This is a genomic window from Pseudomonas sp. FW215-R2 (assembly GCF_058789255.1).
Map to the genome: position 1 here is coordinate 1 of NZ_JBYTBO010000031.1, position 16,728 is coordinate 16,728.

Genomic DNA, 16,728 nt, shown 5'->3' on the forward strand with positions numbered 1-16,728 from the left:
CACCGCCACCGCCGCCACCGCCGCCGTAGTTGGCGCCCGTGACACCGCCGCCGCCGCCACCGCCGGCCGCCGCGTTACCCGTGACCGAAACGTTGTTCAGGGTCAGGATGCCGGCGTTGAAAATCCCGCCGCCCATGGCGCCGGTTGCGCCATAGCCGCCATTACCACCGTTGCCCGAGACCAGGCCCCGGGTGATGACCAGGCCATCGAGCGTTACCGTACTGCCGGAGGTGATTTCCACCACCCGGGTCTTGTACTGGCCATCGAGCGTGACGTCGGCGACACCGTCGTTGTTCAGGTCGCCATCGACCGTGATGTTCTTGTTGATCAACAACTCCGAAGTGAGCTGCACCGTCATGCTGGTGCCGAAGGTCACGATGTCGCCGTTCTGCGCCGAGGCCAAAGCTGCTCGCAGCGAGCCGACCCCGGTGTTCGCGTTGTTGGTGGCGGTCCAGGTGGCGAGGCCCCACTGGTATTCGCTCATCGACAGGGTCGACAGCACATTGGCGCTCTCGATCTTGCCCGTGGCGATTTCCAGATCCCAGTCGCCGCCCACACCGGTGCGGTTGTTCGATGCCGCCACGTCGCGGCCGGTCAATTGCGCCAGCGAGTCGACGAAGCTCAGGCCTCGGTCACCCTCCGCGGTGTAGCAGCCGTAAATGAGGATGTCGCCGCCGACGTTCATGTCCTTGCCGATTTCCGCCAATACCGCGCTGCGCTGCGCGACGTTGTCCGCCGACAGGTAACTGTTGCCGAGCCACAAGTCACCGGCGTTGCCGTGGGCGATGATCTGCACCGAGCTGACGCCCGAGTGCTGGTCGAGATAATCGGCGATCTGCTGCAAACCATCCTTGCTGGCATCGAGCTTGACCACTTGCGTGCCGGGGGCGACGCCTTTGAGCAGGCTGTCGGCATCCTTGACCCGGGCATCGACGAACACCACGCTTTGGCCCGGTACCGCGACAGGGCTGGCGGCAGGCGTGGCATCGGCCTGGCCGTGGGTGTCCTTGCTGGCCACCGGATGATCGGCCGTCGGCGCCTTGGCTGCATCGGCGGTGGGGTGGCTGTCGGCCTGGGCGGCTGTATCAGCGACAGTGGCCGCGACGGCACCGTCGAACAGCATGCGCGGTTCCAGCGACATGATCAGCGGCGCAGCCAGCGTCCGTTGGCCTTCGGTTACCCGCGACTTTTGCTTGCTCCACCACATGTTGCTCACCCGGACTCGAACAGTTGTAACGCATCAATGAAAAACGCCGCGATCAGCTGATCGCGGCGTCGGACTTCATACGAATGACATTGGCAGCGCTGGCTGAGCCATCGAGCCAAAAGGACAAATCGGCGTATTGCTTGAACAGGTCCGGCGGCAGAATCGTGCGCCGGGACTGCAGGGCGACCTTGGGTTTGACCTTGTGCAGGCCGGCCACGCCAAGGGCCTGGTCGAACTCTGGCGCGTCATAGGCCAGGTGTTCGAAATCGTGTTCGAACCAGGGTTCGCCAATGAAGTCGTAGACCAGCCGCAGCACGCGCTCCGGGGCCTGGGTCAACAAGTCGTAATCGACGATCAGCAGCGAATCGGCGTGCTCGCCGTAATAGGCTTCCTTGAGCGCCGCCCAGGCGAATCCCACCAGGCGGTTGCGCTGGGCCAGGGTTTCGCAGCGGCTGTAGACCGTGTTGCGCTCGACGGCATCGCCGAACAGCTTGGTGTTTTCATAGGGATTGGCGCGGTACAGCCGTTCCAGGCTGTCCATCACCCAGGCGACGTTGCGCACGCAGGCAATGACTTTGGCTTGGGGAAACAGGTCGCTGATGGCCGGCAGGCGTGAGCTCCACTGCCGATTGGTGTCGAACACCACCGGTTTGTCGGCCTTGTCGGCGTAGTAGGAGTCGAAGAGCCCGCGCAGCAGGCGACGGCGCATCTCGGTGCCGATCACCGCGCCGAATTCGCTGCCGGCGCTGCATTGTTCAAGGACACCGGAGAACAGTGCGCCGACCGGGCTGGTCATGCCAGCATGAAAGCGCGGGTTCTGCAGAAGGATCGCAGAAAGCAGGGTCGAGCCCGAGCGCGGCAAGCCGGAGATAAAGTGGAACAGCTGCATCCCTTCACCGTATTTGTAAGTCCCTTTGTCCGACGAGCGTAGTCCAACAATACCCTTTCGACTAGTAGTGTTTTGATATCAAAATAGAGCAAAACGGATTATTAAAATCCGTTTTTATCGCGAATAAAAAGGTGAAGCGTTTAAGTCATCTGGCTTCTGTTCCTTGCGCTGTTTTCAACGAAAAAAGTCGCGCTTTCGCTCCACCGGCGTGGGTCTGATCACGCAATTCCCAGGTCGGCGGCAAGGGTACGAATGGATCGGGTACATCCACGTCCAGATCACCGATCAGCCAGACTCGAGCGCTGTCCTTCGGCAGATCCCCCAGCCGATCCAGATAGACCTCATCGGACACCAGCGTGCCGAAACCATAGTGGTTCGGACGCGTCGAACGGCCATCGGCGGCGGGCGGTGTATACAAGCGGATCTGGGCATCCGTGCGGTTGTAGTAGACGTAGCTCAAGTACCAGAGCATGTCGCTGGTGACGATCCGGTCGCCGCTGACGAAGTGGCGGTTGATGTGATCGACCATGACATTGAACTGGTCGTTCGGATCGACCGTGGCGTTGGTGTTCACCCCGATCATCTCGACCCCGATCAGCGATACCAGCACCGCTATCGCGAGCACACGAACATGGCTGTACAAACGATCGATGGCCAGCCCCGCCAACATCGGCAATCCCAGCGCATAGGCTGTCAGATAACGTTCGATAAACACCGGGCTGATGAAAGACACCGCGAACACCAGCAACAACGGCACACCGGTGTAGAGCGCCAGCAGCACACTGCCATGATTCACACTGCGGTCGCGGGCAACGGCCACGCCCGCCAGCACCAGCAAGGCCAGCGGCACACCGCCGAACAGCAACAGCGGAAGATGGTCACCATCGTTCTGGATCAACCACAGCCAGATCATCGACGGCAGGGAAGACAGGGTCACCGGATCTTCCCAGCCGACATCGCCACCGGCCTTGAGCTCTTCCATGTGTTGCATCAGACCGAGCAGGTTCGGCAGCCACGGCAGGTAGAGCACGACAATGGCCAGGTTGGCCAGCCACCAGTCCTTGCGCTGGAGATGCCGCAGGCGATAACCCGGCAGCAAGCGGATCAGCCCCAGATACAGCCAATGGCTCAGCGCCGCCAGCACGGCGAAATAATGGGTGTACAGCGCGGCGGTCATCAGCAGCGCATAGATCACCAGATACCGGCGACGCTGCGGGCGCCTGATCCAGCAGATCAACGCCAGGGTGGTGCCGATCAGCAGCAGGCCGAGCAGTGAGTACATGCGCACTTCCTGGCTGTAGCGCACCGCCGTCGGCAGCAGCGCCAGCAGCACCCCGGCGATGATCGCGGCGCGGCGGGTGGCCAGACGGTCGACCAGGCAAACACCCAGCCCGACCGTGGCGATGCCGGCCAGGGCGCTGAGGCTGCGGATCGACAGGATGCCGTCGCCGAACAACCCGATCCAGCCATGCAGCAGTATGAAGTAAAACGGCGGATGCACATCGAACGCCGCATGCTCCCAGATGCCGCCCAGCGAATAGTTCGCCAGCAGCAGGCTGGAGCCTTCGTCGCCCCAGATCGCGGCAGCGGTCAGGTCATAAAAACGCACGACCGTCGCCAACAGCAAAATCGGTATCAGCCACTGCTGGCGAGCCCAGCGCAGCAAACGCCGGACACCGGCATTCGGTGCGGCAAACGGGTCCTGGGTATCCCCCAGCGGAGTCTCGCGACGCGCTTCCATCAACCTTCCCTTACGGTATTCCGAGTAAAAAAACAGCGCCATTCATTGCGCACACTGTAGGCCAGAGCTGAAGCCGACGCGCGGCCACGACGACGTCCGGCAAGTCCGTCGATCCGGGTCTACGCTACGGCTTGGCGTGACCTGCCCGCGCAAATGGAAGGAGTCAGTAAAGCGTTTCGACCTGCCCGGCAGTAGAGGCTACCGCGCGGCGCGCCGACCACATAACAGAAGGATGAGGAACCATGGAAGTCTTTATGGGTACGATTCAACCGTTCGCCTTCAACTTCGCTCCCAGCGGCTGGGCCTTGTGTAATGGACAAATCCTGGGCATCTCGCAATACCAGGCGTTGTTTGCCTTGCTGGGTACCTACTACGGCGGTAATGGCACGACCAACTTTCAGTTGCCCAACCTGCAAGGGCGCACGATGGTCGCTCAGGGGGCCGGGCTGGGGCTGACGCCGCGTGTCATCGGTGAAGTGTCCGGCACCGAGAGTGTCACCGCCACCATTGCCAACATGCCCAATCATACGCACGCCATGACCGGTCTCACCGCCAATACGGCCTTGAAACTGGCCGTACCCGCGAGCAATCCGGCGACCACGCCAACCGCCACCAACTCCTACATCGGCGCCTCCGGTGGCGGCCCAGGCTCGGCGAATATCTACTCCGACGCCCAAGGCGCCACGCCGGTTCCAATCCAGGGCCTGACCACAACCGTCACCGGGGACATTTCCTCCACTGGCGGCAGTCAGCCGCTGGGCATCATGAACCCCTTCCTGGTCCTCAACTTCAGCGTTGCCCTGAACGGCCTCTTCCCTTCGCGCAACTGAACAACTGCCGGGGGCTTCGGGCCCCCGGCCGTTTCTCTCGTCACTGGAGTCAGACCATGCTGCAAGCGGTTCAGATCCAACACGCCCAGGCATTGCTGGGACAACAACACACGCTGCACCTGCCGGACGGCACAGCGCTGCCGATTCAGATCGAATACCTCGAAGAAGTCCCTGCGGCGAAAACCCGCTTCAGCGAACGCATGCCCTTCTGCCTCGAATTCAACAGCCTGGTGCCGACCGAGTTTGTCGACGGTTTGTGCGCATTGGAACTGCCGGAACTCGGACGGGTAGAGGACATCTTCGTGTCACGGGTGCCGGCGATGGGGCGAGATCCGCAATTGGGCTACTTCTGTATTTCCTTTAACTGAAATTCCGGACTCAGTGCGGGTACCACACCAACCGCTCCGCCGCCGGATTGCGTTCTTCCACCGCGAACCCCAGCGCCAGGTAATGCTGGCGTGCATGAGGATTGTTGGCCCAGACCACCGTCGTCACCGGGCAGCGGACTTGTTGCGCGGCCTTTTGCACGCCTTGCAACACCGCACGGCCGTAACCCTTGCCCCGGGCCTGGGGGATGAAGGCGATGTACAACACGCGGATTTCGTTGGGGCCGAAGTCGGTGCTCAGTGCGCCGATGGCCGTGCCGAGCTTTTCCACGACGTAGTGCATGGCATTGGGATGGTTTTCGCCGACGCCCTGCTCCTGCACCTGAAATTGCTGCGCGACCACTTGCTGCACCACTTCCTGCTCGCCATCAATCCATTGCAGATCCGGGCGCGCCGACTGATAGAGGCTTTGCAAAAACGGCCCGTCGGTGGCTCGTGAAGGCCGCACCACCAATCCGTCTGCCGCCACTGCTGCGTTGTCCGCCATGTTCACGCTCCCTAGAAACCGCTTTCCCTGACCCCCAGCGCCGCCAACCGACGCCAGGCCACGCCGAGCACCGACTCGCCGCTGCCCTGCAGCACGACCACGCCGCGCAACGGTTGCACCGGCGTCGGTGGCTGATCCAGCGTAGTCAATCGCGCGCCATATTGCGCCTGCACCGGTTCCGCCCGTTGCTGTTGATCACGGCGTACGGCAATCGGCCCGTGGTGATCGGACGTCAGCGCTTCCTGATCGACATAGGCCACGCCATTGGTATCGATTTCATCGAGCTTCACGGTGATCGCCGGGTGCATCGGATCATCGGCGATAAACCGTCCGGTCGCGCCCGGTTTGACCCGCCACAGTTCGGCTTCGGCCACATAACCACGCAGGCGCGAACCGTCCTCGACCACCCGCGCCAGCGCATCCTTGCTCGACAGCCAGCGGCCCGGTGTCAGGTTCGGTAGCAAATCACGCACGGTGCCGGCATGGGGCGCACGCAGCAGCAGGCGTTCGCGGCGGGCGCTCAGGCCACGGTATTCCGCCACGGCTTCGGCGAGGCGTTGCTCGACGATGCCGGCGTCGGCAGCCGTTTCGCTGCGACCGGCCTGACGGCGCATCAGCAACTGCTGAATCTGGATTTCCCGGCGGACGATGGCCTGCCGCGAATCGAGGTCCGGCGACTCCAGTTCGATCAGCACGTCGCCCTGTGCGACCTTCTGGCCGTCCGTGACCTTCACCGTTTTGACCCGCGCCGCCACCGGCGCGTGCAACGCACTGGCCCGACCGCCCTCGAGCATCGTCGGCAACTCGACGGCGCTGCGCCACGGCACGATCAGCACCAGCAACAGGCCGAGCACCGCCAGGCTGCTGAGCAGCACACGGGGACCATGCGCCTGTTCGCGGCGGCTCCACCACTGGCGCCACTCACTCATGATCGGCAGAAAGATGAACCACACCAGTTCCACCAGCATCAGGAAGATCCCCAACACCTTGAAGAACAGGTGATAGACCGCCAGCGCGATCCCGAAAAACAACGCCGCACGCCATAACCATGAGCCATACCCCCAGATCAGCAAACGCCGTTGCATCGCCGGCGACCAAGGCTCTGGCGCCGGTGCGCCATAGCCGAACAAGAATTCACGCAGGCGCCAGCGGCAAAAGGCAAAGGCCCGGCCCTGAAGGTTGTCGACTTCCCACAAATCGCTGAGCAGAAAGTAGCCATCGAAACGCATGAACGGGTTGAGATTGACCACCAGCGTGGTGATCCAGGTTGCACTGGCGAGCATGAACGCCGCCGTGCGCGCCGGGCCGTCGGGCAGCAACGACCAGACCAGCAACGCGATGCACGCCAGCAGCAATTCCGCCATCACCCCGCCAGCGCCGATCAGCAGCCGCGCACGTCGGTCATTGACCCGCCAGGCATCGCTGACGTCGGTGTAGAACATCGGCAGCAAGACCATGAACGCCACGCCCATGCTCTGCACCCGACACCCGGCGCGCTTGGCCATGAACGCGTGGCCGAACTCATGGCAGAGCTTGGCGAAGAACAGCGCCACACCGAATGAAATCGCCCCGCCGAGGCTGAACAGGTGCGGAAAGGTGCCGACAAATCGCTGCCAGTCCCGCGAGACCAGAAACACCCCGAGCGCCAGCGTCGCCGGCAAGCCGAAGCGCAGCACCCTTGGCCCGAAGCGCTCCAGCCACGGCCACGCCCGATTGAGAAACGCATCCGGTCGCCACAGTGGAATGCGGAAAAACAGGTATTGATGCAGCAGGATTTTCCACAGGCTCTGGCGTTGCGCGAGGGCCTTGAGCTGGTAACTGGCGCGTTGCTGATCGTCGAGGGCGCTGATCAGGTCATGCCCGCGCAGAAACGTCAGCAATTGCTCCAGCTCGACGCCGTCCAGCGGCAAGCCGGGTTCGCGGTTGGCGGCGCGCAGCACTTGCTCGGGATCGCCCAGCGACCAGTGACGCAACAGGCGCATCGCCGCGGTGCCGAGTTTGAAATAGCGCCCGCGCACCGGGTCGGCCAGGGTCCAGCGCGGCGAGCCATCCAGTGCCGGCGCCGCGGGCGACAGTTGCAGGTCGGCACGCAGGCTCGGCAGGTTCATTTACAGGCCTACGCTCTGGCGTAGACCGGCCAGCGGGCGGCGCAGCAGGTACAGCACCAGCGGCGCGCGGTCGCCGAATATCTTTGCCGTGCCGCGCAGGCCGATACGCGGTGGTGCGTCGGTGAAATTCGCATCCAGCCGATAGGCCAGTTGGCCGCCGGCGGTGGGCTGCGCCTCATAAGCCGAACGCTCAAGTCTGGCGACATGGCGTTGCAGCGGATCGCTGTCGAGGAACAGCGCGATGTCGGCGCCCGGTTCCAGTGAAATCGCGTCGCCTACCGCCAGTTCGATGCGCAGTTCGGCCTGGTTCGGGTCGGCGATTTCCATCAAGCGCTCGCCGGTCTGCACCGGTTTGCCGGTCCAGCGCTCGGCGTCGGCGAACACCGCAATACCGTCGCGCTCGGCACGCACTTCGCTGCGGTTGAGCAGTTCGCGAGCGTAGTCACGCTCGGCGCGTTTTTGCTCGACGCGGGCGGCCAGCAGATCCACCCGTGAACTGGATTCAGCGTCGGCGAACGAGCGTTGGGAGTTGGCTTTGAGTTCAGCTTCGGCTACCCCAAGCGCCCGTTCGGCAACATCGGCCTGGGCCTTGAGGGTGGTGCTTTCGAAGCGCAGTAACAGGTCGCCGGTTTTCACGGTTTGATTGGGTTTGACCAGAAACTCGGCGATCACCCCGTCCACCGGCGCCGCGACCACACGACCGCCCTGCGGCACCACTTCGGCCGGGGCCAGCACCGACTGGCGCACCGGGATCAACAAGCCAAGCAACAACACCGCGACCAGCGCCACCTGGCGCTTGCGAGTCCAGCGCAGCCGCCACGGCTTGCGCGGTTGCAACGCCAGCCAGGCGTGGCTGTAGGTGTCGCCCAATTGCGACAGCAACACTTGTTCGGAAGGGTTCCACGGCACGTCGCGGGCCAGCCACAAACCGCCGAACACCTCGCCCTCGCGGTCGATCAACGGCAGCCAGAACACCTGAGCGGCGGACAGGCTGCGCCAGTCGGCCTGGATCGATTCGCCCACCAGCTCAGGCGCGATCACCCGCGCAACCTTCAACACATCCTGCTTGAACAACTGCGCCACCGCCTGCTCGACGAACGCCACGAACGGCGCATTCGGTTCCACCGCGCTGACGCCGGTCACAGCCTGCACCTTGCCGGCGATCAGCAATGCCGCATGGCGATAACCGAACAGAGACTGCCCGTCATTGACCAGGCTATAGGCCAGTTGCGACGCATCGCGGGCGGCGCGGGTCTGCCGTTCGAGATCGAGAAACCGCGCGAACACCTGCTCGGCGGCGCCGCTCACCGGGGCGTTCACTTAAGCTCCGGAAAACGCGCGGTGCCGCTCATGCCGGCGAGCAGGCCTTTGGCTTCGGGGAGCGTGGCGACCAGCAACAGGGTCTGACTGCCTTCATCGATCCGCGCGCCAAGGCGTTTGACCGTGGCGTCGATTGGCTGGCCGGTCTCATCGGGGACGAAGCTGAACGTCTGGCCGGGCTTTAACCTGGCCATCCAGCGCGAGGGCACCAGCAGATGGATTTCCAGCGTGCGGTTGTCGACCACATCAAGCAGCGGCGCCCCGGCCGACACGCTTTCGTAGCGTTGCACCTTGCGCTCAACCACTTGCCCGTCGAACGGCGCGACCACGCTGCAGCGTTTGACCTGGACTTGATAAACCTGAGATTGCGCCTGAGTCTCGCTGACCTTGGCCTCGGCCCGGGCCACCTCGAAACGCCCGACGGAATTGAGCGCCGCCAGTTGCCGGTTGTGCGCCAGTTCTTCACCGGCGCCACGGCTGGCGGCTTGCGCGGCATTCAACTGGGCCTGATAGGCCGAACAGTCGAACTTCGCCAGGGTATCGCCCTTCTTGAACGACTCGCCCTCGCTGAACGGCAACTCGACAATCCGCCCGGACAACTCGCTGGCGAGCGTCGCCTGATCCCGAGCCCGCAAAACACCCCGTGCTTCGCTGCTGGCCGACGCATTGGCCGCCCCGCCACTATCCTGCAGCGGATCGTCTGGCGCGGGCGTTTGAGCCTGAACTGCACACGTTACTAAGGTCAATCCGACAACCCAACCACGAAAACGCCGCATAACCGTTACTCCCTGACGGATGCTCGGAGTCTACGACAGCGGGGGTTAGCGTCAAGCGAAAGGCCATCATTCAAGTGCGAGAATCAACGCTGCGCCATCTCCCCCACCGGATACACCGACTCCCATCCCCCGCCCAACGCCCGGTACAACCCGACCATCGCCAGTGAAACGCCGGTGGAGCTTTCCACCCATTGTTCCTGGGTCGCGAGCAGTGCGCCTTGTACGGTGAGGACGTTGACGAAGTCGACCACGCCTTCGACGTATTGCTGTTGCGCGGTGCGCAGGGCGATCTGGTTCTGGCGCACGGCTTCGGCGAGGCTGTCGCGGCGGCGCTGGCTGGCGTTGTAGGCGGTCAACTGGTCGTCGATTTCGTGCCAGGCGCGCAAAACGGTCTGTTGATAACCGATGGCGGCTTCCTGCTGCTGGGCTTCGCGCAGTTGCAGCACGCCGCGCAAGCGGCCGCCGTCGAACAGCGGCAAGCTGAATTGCGGACCGATGCCGAAGGCGCGTGAGCCCCAGGAGCCGAAATCGCTGAGTTGCATGGCCTGCGAGCCGAGATTGCCGGACAGAGTGATGCGCGGATAGAAATCCCCCTTGGCCACGCCGATATTGGCGGTGGCGGCGTGCAACCGGGCTTCGGCCTGGCGGATGTCCGGACGGCGTTCGGCCAGTTGCGACGGCAGGCCGATGGCGACTTCCAGCGGAGACTGTGGCACCGGCGCGTCTGTGGATAACTCTTTACTCAGGGCTTGCGGTGGTTCGCCCATCAACAGGCTGATGGCGTTGATCAGTTGCGCCTGACGCTGCTCCAGCGCCGGCAGCCGCGATTCGATGGCCGCCACTTGCGCGGCCGCTTCGGCCACGTCTAGATCGGTGGCCACGCCGTCGTTGAGGCGCAGTTGCGAGAGTTTCAGGCTGTGCCGCGCGACATCGAGGTTCTGCTCGGTGACGGCGCGGGTGTTCTGCACGCCGCGCAACTGAATGTAGTTCTGCGCGGTGTCCGCGAGCACCGCCAGCAACACGCCGCGACGGTCGTTTTCCGCGACTTCGAGATTGGCATCCGCCGCTTCGGCTTCCCGACGCACACGGCCCCAGAAGTCCAGTTCCCAAGAGGCGAAGAAACCGGCGTCCCACAGGTTGAAGGCGGAATCGCCGTTGTGCCCGGACGGGTCGCTCAGGCCTTCGCCGCTGTTGCGTTTGCGTGCGTAGCTGCCAGTGGCGGCGGTCGTTGGATAGCGGTCGGCGCTGACCACCTGACGTGCGGCGCGGCTTTGTTGCAGGCGACTGCTGGCCAGTTGCAGGTCGAGGTTGCTGCTCACGGCGCGCTGGGTCAGGGCTGAGAGTTGCGCGTCGTGAAAAACCTCCCACCAACGCTCGTTCAGGGGTTCGCTGACAGCCTGGCTTGGTGCGGATTTGGCGGGCTTGGCCCAGTCGGCAATCTGCGTGGCTTCGGGCTTCTGAAAGTCGGGGCCGACGGTGCACGCCGCCAACGCCGACAGACTGAGAACAACCGTCAGAGATTGAAAGCGCTTCATCGCTGCGTCACCTCACGCACCGACGTCGCCGAGCTTTTGGTATCAATGCTCGCCTCCACCGACATGCCCACGCGCAGGCGCTCGGCCAATGGCTGGCCCGGTTCCAGCAGGATTTTCACCGGAATCCGCTGCACGACTTTGGTGAAGTTGCCGGTGGCGTTGTCCGGTTTCACGGCGGCGAAGGTCACGCCGGTGGCCGGGGCTATGCTTTCGACGCGACCGCTCAGGGCTTCGCCGCCGAGACTGTCGACCCGCACTTGCACGTCCTGCCCCGGCTGCACGTCGGTGAGCTGGGTTTCCTGGAAGTTGGCGACCACATAAGCCTGCTTTAACGGCACCACCGCCAGCAGTTTGCTGCCCGGCGTCACATAGGCGCCCACCCGCACGGCGCGTTCGCCGATCATGCCGTCCTGAGGCGCGGTGATGCGCGTATAGGACAGCTCGAAACTGGCGATTTCCAGTGCCGCCTGTGCCTGTTTCAGACTGCCTTCGGCGGCATCGCGCTGCGCCGTCAGAATCTCGACCTGTTTGCGTTCCGCGGCCAGTTTTGCCGTGGCCGTGTCCAGCCGCGCAGAAGCCTGATCAATCCGGGTGCGCGCCTGTTGCGCGTTCTGCACGGTGCCGGCACCGACGCCGGCCAAGTGGTTGTAGCGGTTCAGTTCCTGCTGGGCGAAGGCCATTTCAGCCTTGGCCGAAACCACCGACGCCTGCGCCTGAGCGATCACCGAGGTCTGCCGCTCCAGCGTGGCCTTGGCGTTTTGCAATTGAGCGCGGGCGACCACGGTGTGCGCATCGGCGGCTTCGGCGGCGGCGCGCAGGTCGCGGTCATCGATCAGCGCCAGCAACTGCCCGGCCTTGACCTGCTGGTTGTCTTCCACCAGCACTTCCTTGATGAACCCCGCCACACGCGGCACCACCAAAGTGAAATCGGCGGAGACGAACGCGTCGTTGGTGTTCTGCTGGGTGCGTTTGCCGAACAGGCCGGGCATCGCCAGATACACCAGCACACCGACCGCCAGAGCGGCGGCCACGGCCACCGCGAGTTTTTGCTTTGCTTGAGTCGTCATAAAAACCTTCTGTTCCAGTCAAGTCGGCGCGCGCGGCGGAAAGATCCGCGTCGGCAGCCAGAAAATCAGCAGGATCAGCGTCACTGCGACGCCAGCCATGCACAGATAAAGATCCGAAGAAGTCAGCACCACGGCCTGTTCGTGCAGGCGATGAGCGAGGCCCGGGTCGTTGCTCGCGGCCAGCGGCGAGTTGCCGAGGCGATCCACCAGCATCGTCGAGTGAAAATGCAGGCGAGCCGTGGTCAGCGCCTCGATGGCCCCGGTGGCGACCACCGCCGCCAGGCCTTTAACGGTGTTGAACCACGCCGACGCGAACGGCCCGTCCTGCGGCTGGATGCTGCCGGTCGACAGCATCAGCAACGGCAGCACCGCCATCGGCTGGCCGAAAATCTGCAGCCATTGCAGGACGTAGAAATCGTCGCGAATCCATTCCGAGGTCAGCTGCGAGCCACCCAGGCACGACAGCGTCAACATGCTCAAGCCGATGCCGAGCACCCAGCGACAATCAACCCAACGCAGGTTGCACAACGCCGCCACCAGCGGCAGCGCAATCAGTTGCGGCAACGCCGCGAGCAACATGATCGGTGCGGTCTGCACCGGCCGGTAACCCTGCACCTGAGCCAGGTAACTCGATGGAATCAGCACCACTGCCAGCAGCACCACCAGCACGCCAGCCAAGGTCATCAGGGCGAACGACAGGTTGCGAATGCCGAGCATCTGCAACTTGAAAAACGGGATCGGCTGCGACCATTCATTGATCAGAAACGCCACCAGCAACAGCGAACCGGCGCCGAGCAAACCGCAGATCAGGTTCGACTCGAACCAGTCCAGACGATTACCCTGCAACAGACCGATCACCAACATGCAGATCGCCGGAAACCCCAGCAGCAGGCCTTTCCAGTTGAACGACTTGAAGCGCTCCAGACGCAGCGGATCCTGCGGCAGGCCGTACGCGACAGCGGCCATAGCGATCAGGCACGGCACGATGATTTGCCAGAACGTCCACTGCCAACCGGCGTACTCGGTCCACAACCCGGCCAGCGGCGTACCGAGACCGGGGCCAAACGTGGCGGTCAGGGCGTAACCGGCAAGGCCGTACAGTTTGATATTGGCCGGCAGAAACCGCAGGGCCACCGTCATCAGCATCGGCGGCAACGCGCCGCCGGCCAGGCCTTGCAGGATGCGCATCAGCAGCAGGCTTTCGTAGTTCGGAGCGAACGGACAGAGCACCCCGAGCAGGGTGAACACGCCGATGGCGCACAGGGTGAAGCGACGCAGAGAAAAGGTCACCGAGCACCACGGCGCGAACGCCATGGCCGCCACCGAAGTCGCGGTATAGCTGGCGACCAGCCAGGTGCCTTCGTCGTAGCCGATGCTCAGGGCGCCGCGAATGTCGGCCAGGGCGACCTTGGTCACCATCTCGTTGAGGCCCGACACCAGCACCGCCAGCAGTACGCCGACCAGGCCAATGATGATCCGGGCCCCGAACACCGGGGGCGCGGCGGCCATCGGAGCGGCAGCGGCAATCGGCGCCGTAACCGTCAGGGATGTCATGCAGGCAAACTCCGGAGGGAAAAATACCGGAGCATCTTAGTAAGGCTTAGAGCTGACGAAAATTGACTTGTTGGCAGCTTATAAGTGCGTCAGACGCAATCGTCAGGGCTGCGCCGCCAGCCAGGTTTCGTCGCAGCAGGTCTTGAGGGTTTCCCGCAGCCAGCGGTGGGCCGGATCCTTGTCGAAACGCGGGTGCCAGGCCTGGGTCAGCATCAGCGTCGGCAACGGGATCGGCAGGTCGAACGAGCGCAGCTTCAATCCCAGTCGCCGCACGCTGAGCAGCGCTTCCTTGGGCACCGGCAGGATCAGGTCGGAGTCCGGCAGGGCGAACATCGCCGCGTGGAAACTTGGCGCGATCACCGCGACTCGCCGCTCCAGCCCCAAGGCATTCAACGCGGTGTCGATAGGCCCACGGGCGATGCCCCGGCGGGACATGCTGATATGGGAAAACCCGGCATAGCGTTCGGCCGTGATCTCGCCATCCAGCAGCGGATGATCCTCGCGTACCAGGCCGACGAAGTGGGTGGAAAACAGGTTCTGCACTTTGACTTCCGGGGTCACCGGACGGGTGTTGCTGACACTCAGGTCGATTCGCCCTTCGCGCAAGGCTTCATCGTCGCCGTCACCCTCGGGAACGAAGCGCAATTCACAGTGCGGCGCCAGTTGATCCAAGGTGTCGAACAGCTTGCCGCCGTACACGCCGACGAAAAAATCGTTGGCGCGAATACTGAAGCGCCGACGCAGGGTGCCTAGTTCCACCGCATCGGCCGAGCGAAACAGCAGCGCCGCCTGCTCGACCACATCGCGCACCTGTTCGCGCAGTTCCAGCGCCTTGGGCGTCGGCACCAGACCCCGGCCGGCACGCACCAGAATCGGATCACCAATGGCTTCGCGGATTCGCGTCAGCGTACGGCTCATGGCTGCCGGGCTGAGGTTCATCCGCCGCGCGGCGCCGACCACGCTGCCCTCGTCGAGCAAGGCGTCGAGGGCGACCAACAGGTTCATGTCCGGGAGTTGCATGCTGAGCACTCGTGACCGATCAGAATTGATTCGAACGCAATGCTAGCAGATCAAACAATCAGCGCTGCATTCCCCAGCGTTTCACCGTCACCCGCTCCAGCGTGTCGAACACCAGGTTCTCCACCAGCAGACCGATGAGGATCACCACGGCCAGACCGGCAAACACCTTGTCGGTATACAGCTCGTTGCGGTTCTGGAAGATGTACCAGCCCAGGCCACCCTTGCCGCTGGTGGCACCGAACACCAGTTCGGCGGCGATCAGGGTACGCCAGGCGAAAGCCCAGCCGATTTTCAGCCCGGCGAGGATCGACGGCAGCGCCGCCGGAATCAGGATGAACAGCACGAAGCGCATGCCCTTCAAACCGTAGTTGCGCCCAGCCATGCGCAGGGTTTCCGAGACGCCGAGAAACCCGGCGTAAGTGTTCAGCGCCAGCGCCCACAACACCGAATGCACCAGCACGAAAATCAGGCTGTTCTGGCCCAGGCCGAACCACAGCAACGCCAGCGGCAACAGCGCAATCGCCGGCAACGGGTTGAACATCGAGGTCAGGGTACTCAGCAGGTCCCGGCCGAATTGGGTCGAAACCGCCAGCGTGGTCAGGGCGAAGGCCAGGACGATGCCAATCAGGTAACCCTTGAGCAGCACCACCAGCGAGATCCACACCTTGCCCAGCAGTTCACCACTGAGCAAGCCGTCGTACAGCGCATGACTGGTCTGCAAAAAGCTCGGCAGCAACAGATCATTGTTCTGCACGCGGGCCACCACTTCCCAGAGCACCGCGAGCAGAATCAGGATCACGCTTTTGCGCAGCCAGCCCTGCTGCCACAGGCGCTGGCCCAGCGGTAGTTCGCGCTCCACCGGCACGCTGGTCAGCGGCTGCAAATCAATTTCGAATTCTTGACGTACGGATGATGAATGGCTCATCGGGCGATCCTCCGGGTGGCTCAATAAGCGATGCGAATGTCGTTGAAATCGTGCTCGCGCTCGGTTTCCGGCGACTGCCCTTCATCGAACAGCAGCCGATGAATGCGCCGCGCCGACTCCTGGAACGCCACGCCGCCGAGGCTTTGCAGATCGTATTGATGACTGTGCACTTCCGCCCTCACCCGCCCCGGATGCGGCGACAGCAGCAGGATGCGATTGCCGACCACCAGCGCTTCTTCAATCGAGTGGGTGACGAACAACAACGTGAAACGCACCTCCTCCCAGAGCAGCAGCAATTCCTCCTGCATCTTGCGGCGGGTCAGGGCATCCAGCGCGGCGAATGGCTCGTCCATCAGCAGGATTTTCGGCTGCATCGCCAGCGCCCGGGCAATCGCCACCCGCGCCTTCATGCCGCCGGACAAGGTGTGCGGATAGGCATCGGCGAACGCTGCCAGGCCGACTTTTTCCAGATAATGCAGAGCACGCTCTTCGGCTTCTTTTTTCTTCAGGGTGCGCGAGGCCAGCAGCGGAAACATCACGTTCTGTTTGACGGTTTTCCACGGTGGCAGTTGATCGAACTCCTGAAACACCACGATCCGGTCCGGCCCCGGCGCGTCGACGCGCTGGCCTTGCAGACGGATCTCGCCCTCGCACGGCGCAATGAACCCGGCGACGGCTTTGAGCAACGTCGATTTACCGCAACCGGACGGGCCGAGCAGCACGAAGCGATCCTGCTGGTCGACTTCGAAACTGACCTGGTGTGTGGCGCGCACGACGCGCTGCGGCGTGCGGTATTCGAGGCTGACCTGGTCGACCGCCAACAGCGCCTGCGCTGTGGCGATCGGGTTGCTGGCCGCGTGGCCTTGCAAGGGGGCGTTCATGT

15 protein-coding genes are annotated in these 16,728 nt (G+C 63.5%); 2 read left to right on the forward strand and 13 right to left on the reverse strand.

Annotation, left to right across the window (positions count from 1 at the left end; translation table 11 throughout):
* The 3 genes from AC3WRD_RS28035 to AC3WRD_RS28045 all read right to left on the reverse strand — a co-directional run.
* On the reverse strand, window positions 1-1,207 hold a 1,207-nt coding region (locus AC3WRD_RS28035), incomplete at its 3' end, for a DUF4347 domain-containing protein (RefSeq protein WP_146013106.1).
* 52 nt (window positions 1,208-1,259) lie between these two features.
* Entirely contained in the window at window positions 1,260-2,096 is an 837-nt protein-coding gene (locus tag AC3WRD_RS28040) for a sulfotransferase family protein (protein WP_102620541.1), read from the reverse strand.
* Between the two features lie 145 nt (window positions 2,097-2,241).
* Window positions 2,242-3,837, reverse strand: a complete 1,596-nt coding sequence (locus AC3WRD_RS28045) for a glycosyltransferase family 39 protein (RefSeq protein WP_102620540.1) — start codon at window positions 3,835-3,837, stop codon at window positions 2,242-2,244.
* Window positions 3,838-4,079: 242 nt separating this feature from the next.
* On the opposite strand from AC3WRD_RS28045, the gene AC3WRD_RS28050 reads away from it, so the two are divergent.
* The gene (locus tag AC3WRD_RS28050; RefSeq protein ID WP_102620539.1) at window positions 4,080-4,667 is read left to right on the forward strand and encodes a phage tail protein; all 588 of its coding nucleotides are present in this window, start codon (window positions 4,080-4,082) and stop codon (window positions 4,665-4,667) included.
* 56 nt (window positions 4,668-4,723) lie between these two features.
* Window positions 4,724-5,035, forward strand: a complete 312-nt coding sequence (locus AC3WRD_RS28055; RefSeq protein ID WP_096823021.1) for a DUF6916 family protein — start codon at window positions 4,724-4,726, stop codon at window positions 5,033-5,035.
* A gap of 10 nt (window positions 5,036-5,045) precedes the next feature.
* On the opposite strand, the gene AC3WRD_RS28060 is transcribed toward AC3WRD_RS28055, so the two are convergent.
* The 10 genes from AC3WRD_RS28060 to AC3WRD_RS28105 form a co-directional block, all read right to left on the reverse strand.
* Window positions 5,046-5,540: a GNAT family N-acetyltransferase gene (locus AC3WRD_RS28060; RefSeq protein ID WP_102620538.1), complete on the reverse strand. Its 495-nt coding sequence runs from the start codon at window positions 5,538-5,540 to the stop codon at window positions 5,046-5,048.
* Window positions 5,541-5,551: 11 nt separating this feature from the next.
* A complete protein-coding gene (locus AC3WRD_RS28065) occupies window positions 5,552-7,648 on the reverse strand; it encodes a site-2 protease family protein (protein WP_102620537.1) in 2,097 nt (698 codons plus the stop codon).
* Window positions 7,649-8,968: an efflux RND transporter periplasmic adaptor subunit gene (locus tag AC3WRD_RS28070; protein ID WP_102620536.1), complete on the reverse strand. Its 1,320-nt coding sequence runs from the start codon at window positions 8,966-8,968 to the stop codon at window positions 7,649-7,651. It abuts the gene before it with no gap.
* Window positions 8,965-9,744 carry an efflux RND transporter periplasmic adaptor subunit gene (locus AC3WRD_RS28075; protein ID WP_102620535.1) on the reverse strand — a complete coding sequence of 260 codons (780 nt, stop codon included), beginning with the start codon at window positions 9,742-9,744 and terminating at the stop codon, window positions 8,965-8,967. The genes AC3WRD_RS28070 and AC3WRD_RS28075 overlap by 4 nt, the downstream gene beginning before the upstream one ends.
* An 83-nt stretch (window positions 9,745-9,827) precedes the next feature.
* On the reverse strand, window positions 9,828-11,279 hold the full coding sequence (locus AC3WRD_RS28080) for an efflux transporter outer membrane subunit (protein WP_102620534.1): 1,452 nt from the start codon (window positions 11,277-11,279) through the stop codon (window positions 9,828-9,830).
* Window positions 11,276-12,346, reverse strand: coding sequence for an HlyD family secretion protein (locus AC3WRD_RS28085; protein WP_102620533.1), 1,071 nt, complete (start codon window positions 12,344-12,346; stop codon window positions 11,276-11,278). The genes AC3WRD_RS28080 and AC3WRD_RS28085 overlap by 4 nt, the downstream gene beginning before the upstream one ends.
* 18 nt (window positions 12,347-12,364) lie before the next feature.
* A complete protein-coding gene (locus tag AC3WRD_RS28090; protein WP_096823032.1) occupies window positions 12,365-13,900 on the reverse strand; it encodes an MFS transporter in 1,536 nt (511 codons plus the stop codon).
* Window positions 13,901-14,002: 102 nt separating this feature from the next.
* Entirely contained in the window at window positions 14,003-14,920 is a 918-nt protein-coding gene (locus tag AC3WRD_RS28095) for a LysR family transcriptional regulator (protein ID WP_011331856.1), read from the reverse strand.
* Window positions 14,921-14,978: 58 nt separating this feature from the next.
* A complete protein-coding gene (locus AC3WRD_RS28100; RefSeq protein WP_096823033.1) occupies window positions 14,979-15,845 on the reverse strand; it encodes an ABC transporter permease in 867 nt (288 codons plus the stop codon).
* Window positions 15,846-15,865: 20 nt separating this feature from the next.
* The gene (locus tag AC3WRD_RS28105) at window positions 15,866-16,726 is read right to left on the reverse strand and encodes an ABC transporter ATP-binding protein (RefSeq protein ID WP_085712610.1); all 861 of its coding nucleotides are present in this window, start codon (window positions 16,724-16,726) and stop codon (window positions 15,866-15,868) included.
* Window positions 16,727-16,728 lie beyond the last annotated feature (2 nt).